Here is an 8,520-nt window from a genome sequence, read left to right on the forward strand (position 1 = left end):
CTAGTGGCGTTAATCCGCACCCGGCGCATCGCCAATATTTAAGGAATCTTCATGTTTTTTGCATCTGATCTCAGCACGGTCACGCACGGCATTCAACTCGCCGTGGCCCCGGTTTTCCTACTCACAGCCGTGGCGGCCATGATTGGCACCGTGGCCGGGCGACTGGCACGCATCATCGACCGCGCCCGCATTCTTGAAGAACGGATTGACGCGGCGCCGGCGAGCGACGCCATGCTGACCGCCTTCACGGAACTCAAGCGTTTGCAGCAACGCGGACGACTGGCCAATGTCTCGATTGCGCTGCTCACTTTTTGCGCCATCCTGATCGGGCTGACGATCGTGGCCCTGTTCATCGGCGAGACCACCGAGATCCAGATTTTCAAACTCGCCACCATCTCGTTTCTGGCGGGCGTGGTGTGTTTTTTAATGGCGCTGCTGGGATTTTTAACCGAGACATTGCTGGCCACCCGGGTTCTCAAGTTTGGCCGGGCCAAGCACCCTTCTACCTGAATTTATAACAAATCGGCCTGTAGACCCCGTGTACAAAGCGTTAGCAGCTATAAATTACATAGCAATTCGATGCAACTCAAAAGCCAACCAGAGGCCTTTGACGCTCAATATTTCAACCGAGCGTAATAGGTCTTTTGCGCCGCCTCACGGGCTTGGCGCAGGGTGTGGATGCCCATGGCCTGCAACAGAGGGAGCAAGCGCAACCAGACCTCAGCCGTCACAAAGGCATCGCCCAGCGCAGTGTGGCGACCCAGTATCGTGATGTTGAAGCGCTCGGCAATGGCTTCCAGCCGGTGCGCATCCTGGTTTGGGTGCACCACGGCAGACAGCAGCAGCGTGTCAAGCACCGGGTGGTTGAACACCAACCCGGTATCGGCCTCTTGCAGCTGCAGGAACTTCATGTCAAACGCAGCGTTGTGTGCGATCAGCACCGTGTCCTGGGCAAAGGTGTAGAACGCAGGCAGCACCTCGGTGATGTCGGGTTTGCCCATCACCATGTCCTGGGTGATGCCGTGAATCGGAATGGTGATCGCCGGAATCATGCGCCCGGGGTTCACCAGTTGCTCAAAGCTTTCGTGGCGCAGCAGCTTGCTGTTGACAATGCGTGTCGCCCCAATCTGGATGATTTGATCGCCGCCGGACGGATTCAGGCCGGTGGTTTCGGTGTCAAACACGGTGTACACCAGTTCACTGAGCAGGCGGTCTTCCAGCGCGTTGCTTTGGTCTGTGGACTTGAACAAGTCGAAGTCGTAATACTCGGGGCGGCTGTCATTTTCCAAAATCTGCGTGGCTTCGAGTTGCTCCTGTACCGTGGCCAGAGGCAGCAAAAACCGGAAGAACGCTTCGTGGCGAATGCGCTCGCGCTCAAACCACATTTCGCCGCCGTGGCGCTCGACCACATCGCGCACCGTCAGGGGTGTGCTCTCGGCACCAAAGCGCATGCTGTCCATTTCCCAGCTCATCACGGTCTCGGTGCTCATGGCCTGGCCGGTCCAGATCAGGTCCAGCTGGGCACGCTCGCCCACCGCTTGCAGCCGCAACCGGAAAAACCGGATGTCAAACTCATCCACCAGGCGCATCGCCAGGTAATCCAGCGCCTGCGTCAGGCTGAAGCTGTCGACCTTAAGCCACAGGGTGGGGTCGACGTTGTCCAGCGACACGTTGCGCTGGGTGCGCGCCTCGATGCGGCGTTGGGCGGCCAGCAGCACGTCGGCGCCCATCATTTCCTCCAGCGGCCAGCGCGCCTTGAGGCCTTGCGTGGATTTTTGCGTCATGTCGGTGATGCGTCCGCTCATGCTCTTGACTTCTTCACGCACCACGGTCAAAAAGCGTTCGCGCATGTCGGCTTCCAGATCAGGGTAAGCCAGCATCTCGACCGCCGCCTGAATATTGGCCAGCGAGGAGCGACTGCCTTCGGTCAGCCCGTGCAGCAACTGGTCGCGCAGGTGCTCTTCTTCAAACGCACGGGTGACGTTGTCGAGCATCAACACAAAGCCATTGATTTCTGCCGCGCCTTCAGAATCATCCACATTGCGCACCGGTGCCATTTGCACCTTGAGCAATTGCCCGGCTTGCGTGGTGGTGACGAACTGCGCCGACGGGCTGCCCGCGCCACGGTTTAGACGCTGCTGGATGCTTTCCAACGCGTGGGCCACCAGTTGCCGGTCAAACACCGCATAAATGGAGCGCCCGATGCCGATCAACTCGGCGCCACCGGCCAGCGTGGGCACCTGTGACAAGGTTTTGAACTGCATCCGCGCACGGCTGTTGTACAGGATGATGCGGCCGTCCAGATTGCACACCACCACGCTTTGCGTGAGTTCGGCCATCAGCGCGGCCAGGCGATTTTTTTCCTGTTGCACACTCAGATTAGCCTGCGCGATTTGCGCTGCCACGTCTTCGCGCAAGGTGTCGCGCTGGGTGGCTAATTTAAATATAGCCTCGGCCAGCGCCTGCGTCTCGGTGGTGCCTTCGTGGTACATGGGCGCCGCTTTGGGGGCGGCCAGCAACACGCGGGTTTGCTCCAGCAAGCGCGCCGGGGCCCGGGCGTAGCGCCGAAACAACCAGTGCAGTGTTGCCCCAATCGCCACCAGGCCAAACACCCATGTCAGGCCAATCAGCGCAAAACGCGGGGCCAGTTGATCCACCAGCAGCGTGCGCTGCGCAGGCTCCAGGGTCGAGGCAATCAGGCCCATGGTCAGCAGCAGCCAGACCACGGTGGCCAGGCCAATCACCACGATCGCCAGAATCAGCCGTCGGTCAAATTTCATGCGTCATGGCCCAGCATCTGCGCCACTTTAAGCACCAGCTCACGGGTTGAAAAGGGTTTGGTCATGTAGGCGTCGGCGCCCAGCCCCAGCCCCTTGGTCACATCGGTGTCACGCCCTTTGGCGGTGAGCATCAGGATTTTGGTCGCCTGCAAAGCTTCACTGGCGCGCACTTCCTGGCAGACCTCAAAACCGGTCTTTTTGGGCATCATGACGTCCAGCAGCACCAGGTCGGGTTGCTCGCGGGTAATGGCGTCAATCGCCTCCTGCCCGTCACGCGCAATCACCACCGTATAGCCTTCTCGCTTGAGCAGGTACTCCAGTGAAATCACGATGTTGGGCTCGTCGTCGGCCACCAGTATTTTCAAACTCAAAATATATCTCCTTATTCTATTTTTTCAGTGCCATTTTGGGGCTTCCAGGGCACGCAAAACGAAAAGCAGGCGCCATCGGGCGGGTGCGATTCCAACCACAGCCGCCCGCCAAAATGTTCCACGATCTGGCGGCTGATCGGCAAGCCCAAACCGGTTCCCTGCGGGCGGTTGGTGGCTTCCCCACCTTGGCGAAATCGCTCAAAAACCAGCCCCTGCTGTTCTGCAGTTACCCCTGGGCCATTGTCTGTGACGGACACGGTCAACCCGGTATCGTCACAAGTCAGGCTTACACCAACCCGACCACCGGGCACGGGCACAAACTTGGCGGCGTTGGAGAGCAGGTTCAGCATCACCTGCATCAATCGGTCCGGGTCTGCCATCAGCACCGGCACCGTCTCGGGCATATTCACATCAACGGTAATCTGGCGCTCCTTGAACATCTCCGAGGTGGTGAACACGGCCTGATTGACCAGCGCCCGCATGTCCACCGCATCGGTATGCCACTCGGCGTGCCCGGACTCGATCTTGGCCATGTCCAGCACCTGGTTCACCAGCCGTGACAGGCGCTCGGTTTCGCTAACGATGATGTCAAAAAACTGGCACCGCTGTGCCAGTTCCATTTTGGGGTCATCGCGCAACAACTCCGCCAGCGCCCGAATCGAGGTGAGCGGTGTGCGCAACTCATGGGTGACGGAGGACATGAAGTCGTCCTTCAAACGGTCCAGGCTCTTAAGCTGCTCGTTGGCCTGGCGCAACTCGGTGGTGGCGCGCTCAAGTGACTCTGATTTTTCTTCCAGCTCGCGGGAGTGCGCCCGCACCTGCGAGGTCTCGTCCAGAATGCGCAGCACATCGTCCGGGGTCAGGGTATCTTCTTCGACGCTGGAGGCCACCAGCACCCGGGCCGACGCACTGCCCACCGCGCCAGCCAACTGGGTTTCAACAAACTCCACCAAGCGCGCGTCGGGCCGGATGGCCGCCACTTGGCGCACCCCGGTCTTACGGGCATACGCCTCGAACAAGGCACGGGCCTTGACCGCGCCCAGGTAGCGTTCACACAAGCGCTGCAGATCAGGCAAATTGGCGCGCCCCTGCCAAAACACCGGGCCAGTCGTGGCGGTGCGCTTGAACACATCCACGAACAACAAGGCCTGGCTCGACTCCTGACCCGAGGGCGGGCGCCACAAAGAGACACACCAATAAGCACCCATGTTGGCCAACAGGCTCCAGAACAGGGAATGGGTCAGGTTGTCCATACCGTTCAAGCCCAAAAAGTGCTCTGGCCGCAACAAATCAAGCCCCAGCAGGCCCTGGCTTAAAAACTCGCTCCCGAGCCAGCCCGACTTGGCAATGGACGGCAGCATCAGCGTGTAGCTCCACATCAGGAACCCGGCCAACAACCCGGCCAGCGCGCCCAGGCGCGTGCCGCCCTTCCAGTACAAACCACCCAGCACGGCGGGTGCAAACTGGGCCACGGCGGCAAAGCTGATCAAGCCAATGCTGACCAAGGCATAGGCCTCGCCAGCCAGGTGAAAGTAGACATACCCCAGCACCAGAACCCCCAGAATGGCGGTGCGACGAATGGCCAGCAGCACACGGGTTAAATCGTGGCTGGACTCGGACCTGAAATGCGCGGTGCGCAACAGCAGCGGCATGACCAATTCATTGCACACCATGGTGGAAACCGCGATGGTTTCCACCACAACCATGCCGGTGGCCGCCGACAAACCGCCAATATAGGCCAACAGCGCCAGCGCCGGGTGCCCTGCCGCCAAGGGTAGCGACAGCACAAAATAATCGGCGTTCATCGGCGTCGACCCAAAATACAGCAAGCCGCCGAGTGCAATCGGCAACACAAACACATTGATGGCCAGCAAATACAGCGGAAAGACCCAGACCGCACGGCGCAAGTGGCTCTCGCGCACGTTTTCGACCACCATGACCTGAAACTGGCGCGGCAAAAAAATGACCGACAACATCGACAACAAGGTCAGCGCAAACCATTGGGTCCAGGCAAAGTTGGTGCCGTGCTCCAGCCGCAGCAAACTCGCCAGTTTGGGCACAGCCCGCGCCCGGGCAAAAATATCGGCCAACCCATCAAACAGCCCGTAGACCACAAACAAGCCCACCGCCAAAAACGCCACCAGTTTGACCACCGACTCAAAGGCAATGGCAGCCACCAGACCCTCGTGGCGCTCGGTGGTGTCCAGATGCCGGGCGCCAAACACCATGGTGAACCCGGCCAAGGCCAGCGCCATGTAAAAAGTACTGTCCAGAAACCAGCTCACCGGCGCTGCCAGACCACTGACAGACACGGTCGTCATCAAGGCATAACCGGCTGACACCGCCTTGAGTTGCAACGCAATATACGGAACGATACCGACCAGCGCAATCAGCGTCACCAAACCGGCCAGCGTGGGGCTTTTGCCATAACGGCTGCCGATAAAGTCAGCAATGGAGGTGATGCGGTAAGTCTTGGCGATGCGAATCATCTTGCGCACCACCATCCAGCCCAGCACCATGGCCAGCATCGGCCCCAGGTAAATCGGCAGGAACCAAATGCCGCCCGAAGCGGCCCGCCCGATGCTGCCAAAGTAGGTCCAGGCGGTGCAATACACCGCCAGCGACAAGGCGTATGTCCAAGGGTTGGAAATGATGGAGCGCCCACGCGCCGCCCGCCAGTCACCAAAACTCGCCACTGCGAACAGCAGCAGCAGGTAGGCAAACGAGGCGCCAATCACCAGTGCGGGAGAGAGCATGGTTAGTCGTCCTGCGACGGGTCGGCGCGCTCAAGCAACCAGGCCAGCACAAAAATCAAAACCGCCCACAAGGTAAACAGCGCCGCCGGTAACAACGGCACGCCCAACACCGTGGTTTCCACGTCCCACAAACCCAACAGGGGGAAATTGAGCAACAGACAGCCGCCAGCAAACAGTGCGACCAAACGCTGTGTGGTTAATGAGGCCAACTTCCTCTTTCAACGGTGGTGTGCATCGCCATGTTTTGCTTCTCAGTCTGCTTGCGCCCGGGCGCCCTAAAAAATAGGTGCCACGACCTGCGAAAAAACCGTGACACCCCGCACTATTGCGACTCTTTCTTACAGCCCTCTGAAAGTCAAGCCGTAATCCGGTGTCCGAGACCAAAACAAGGGTAAACCCCCATCTACCGCGCCAGCACCGACGCCAATGCCACGCCAGTGTGGGTGCCCAGGTTGACGACGCCTTCTGGCGTGGTGGCAGCCACCACGCGGCCTCCGGCGTTGCCACCATCAGGCCCGAGATCAATCACCCAATCGGCTTCCGCAATCACGTCCAGATCGTGCTCGATCACCACCACGCTGTGGCCGCCGTCGACCAAGCGGTGCAGCACCTTGATCAGCTTCTCGACATCGGCCATGTGCAGGCCCACGGTAGGCTCATCCAGCACATACAAAGTGTGCGGCGCCTTTTGGCCACGCCGGGTGATGTCGTCGCGCACCTTGCTGAGCTCAGTCACCAGCTTGATGCGCTGCGCCTCGCCGCCACTGAGCGTCGGCGAGGGTTGGCCCAGCGTCAGGTACCCCAAGCCCACGTCCTTCAGCAGTTGCACCGGGTGGCCAATATTGGGCATGGCGGCAAAGAACTCGACCGCCTCGTCCACCTCCATTTGCAGCACATCGCCAATGTTTTTGCCGCGCCAGGTGACCGCCAGCGTCTCGGGGTTGAAGCGCGCGCCCTTGCAGGTTTCGCACAGCACTTTCACGTCCGGCAAAAAGCTCATGGCGATGGTGCGAATGCCCTGCCCTTCGCACCCCGCGCAACGGCCTTCGCCAGTGTTGAAGCTGAAGCGGTTGGCCGCGTACCCGCGCGCCTTGGCCTCCAGCGTGTCGGCAAACAGTTTGCGGATGATGTCCCAGAAACCAATGTAGGTGGCCGGGCAAGAACGCGGCGTTTTGCCGATGGGGGTTTGGTCGACTTCCAGCACGCGGTCCACAGTCTCGTAACCGGTGACCGAATCGCAGCCGACCCACGGGATTTGCTCACCGGCGGCCAAGGCATCGCGGCCCGCTTTGGTGCTGCGCTTTTGCACGGCAGTGTGCACGTTGGCGAGCAACACGTCTCGCGCCAGCGTGGACTTGCCGGAACCGCTCACCCCGGTGACGGCGACCAAGCGGCTTAGGGGAACGTTGGCGGTGACGTTTTGCAGGTTGTGCATGGTGGCGTTGGTGACCGTGAGCCAGCGCTGCACTTCTGGGTCCGTGAAATTGGGGTCAGAGTCCAATTTCGCTTTGGGTTTCTTCTTCTTGATGGCGGGTGTGAAGGCGAAAATGGCATCCGACCCCAAATTCACTGCGCTCTGAGTGATCGACGCGGGGTCGCTCACATGAACGGTGGCCGTAGCGTTTGCAGAATCTGACACCTTCAGGCTCGCACTTTGGAGTCCCCCATTACCCGCCAAGCTGGCGGCATCCCCCAACGATGTCGCGGCTGGCGTCGGTTCGCCGGGCACCGATTTGGCGCTTGCGTATGAGGTGCCCGGCGAACCGGCGTCAGCCGCAGCGTGCAGCAATGAAATACCACGGCGCGCCTTCAAAGGATGTTTCATCGCATGCAAAAGATAACGCCCAGTCTGCGACTCAGAAACCTGAACAATGTCAGCCACAGACCCCTCAGCCACAAGACGCCCCCCGCGCTTGCCCGCACTAGGACCAATATCGATGATGTGGTCCGCATGGCGAATAGTGTCCTCGTCGTGCTCCACCACCACCAGCGTGTTGCCCTTGTCGCTCAAAGACTGCAAGGCGCCCAGCAAAATCTGGTTGTCGCGCGCATGCAGACCAATCGTCGGCTCGTCCAGCACATAGCAAACGCCCTGCAAATTACTGCCGAGTTGGGCGGCCAGCCGGATGCGCTGCGCCTCGCCCCCACTGAGCGTCGGCGCGCCCCGGTCAAGCGTGAGGTAGCCCAAACCGACCTGCTCCAGAAACTCCAACCGGCTCCGTATCTCAGGCACCAGGTCACGCGCAATATCCGTTTCGCGCTGACTCATGCGACCCAAGCCTTGCAGCGTTTCCACCCATTGGCGCAGATCGGTCACGCTCAGCCGCGCCAACTCGGTGATGCCAATGCCGTCGTGTTGATGGGCGCCAGGCACTGGCTGGATTCCCGCCTGCGCAGGCATGACGGCTGAGATGCTGGAGACACTGTTGAGCGCGGTAGCAGTTGTCGCCGCAGCACGAAGCTGATGCCACATCGACTGCTCACCAAACTTGACCGCCCGCGCCGTCGCATTCAGACGCGTGCCGGCACACGTCGGGCAGGCCGCATCGACCAGATCTTCCACCTCGGGCTCGCCAAAGGTTTGCTCGCGGCCTTTGTTGTCATCGTCTTTCA

At 60.3% G+C, this 8,520-nt stretch carries 5 protein-coding genes and 1 pseudogene; 1 reads left to right on the forward strand and 5 read right to left on the reverse strand.

From position 1 onward, the window contains the following. Positions 1-51: 51 nt before the first annotated feature. Complete coding sequence (locus WCG50_RS15350) at positions 52-510, forward strand: DUF2721 domain-containing protein (RefSeq protein ID WP_336900476.1); 459 nt, start codon at positions 52-54, stop codon at positions 508-510. Between the two features lie 104 nt (positions 511-614). Here the strand turns inward: WCG50_RS15350 and WCG50_RS15355 are convergent, their stop codons facing one another. The 5 genes and pseudogenes from WCG50_RS15355 to WCG50_RS15375 form a co-directional block, all read right to left on the reverse strand. Continuing rightward, a complete protein-coding gene (locus WCG50_RS15355; protein WP_336900477.1) occupies positions 615-2,780 on the reverse strand; it encodes an exonuclease domain-containing protein in 2,166 nt (721 codons plus the stop codon). Then, on the reverse strand, positions 2,777-3,151 hold the full coding sequence (locus WCG50_RS15360) for a response regulator (RefSeq protein ID WP_336900478.1): 375 nt from the start codon (positions 3,149-3,151) through the stop codon (positions 2,777-2,779). The genes WCG50_RS15355 and WCG50_RS15360 overlap by 4 nt, the downstream gene beginning before the upstream one ends. An 11-nt stretch (positions 3,152-3,162) precedes the next feature. Next, entirely contained in the window at positions 3,163-5,907 is a 2,745-nt protein-coding gene (locus tag WCG50_RS15365; protein WP_336900479.1) for a sensor histidine kinase, read from the reverse strand. Positions 5,908-5,909: 2 nt separating this feature from the next. Then, complete coding sequence (locus WCG50_RS15370; protein ID WP_336900480.1) at positions 5,910-6,116, reverse strand: hypothetical protein; 207 nt, start codon at positions 6,114-6,116, stop codon at positions 5,910-5,912. Positions 6,117-6,310: 194 nt separating this feature from the next. Next, positions 6,311-8,520, reverse strand: a pseudogene (locus WCG50_RS15375) (excinuclease ABC subunit A); the annotation flags it as partial.

It is taken from the genome of Rhodoferax sp. (assembly GCF_037143375.1).
GTDB lineage: Bacteria > Pseudomonadota > Gammaproteobacteria > Burkholderiales > Burkholderiaceae_C > Rhodoferax.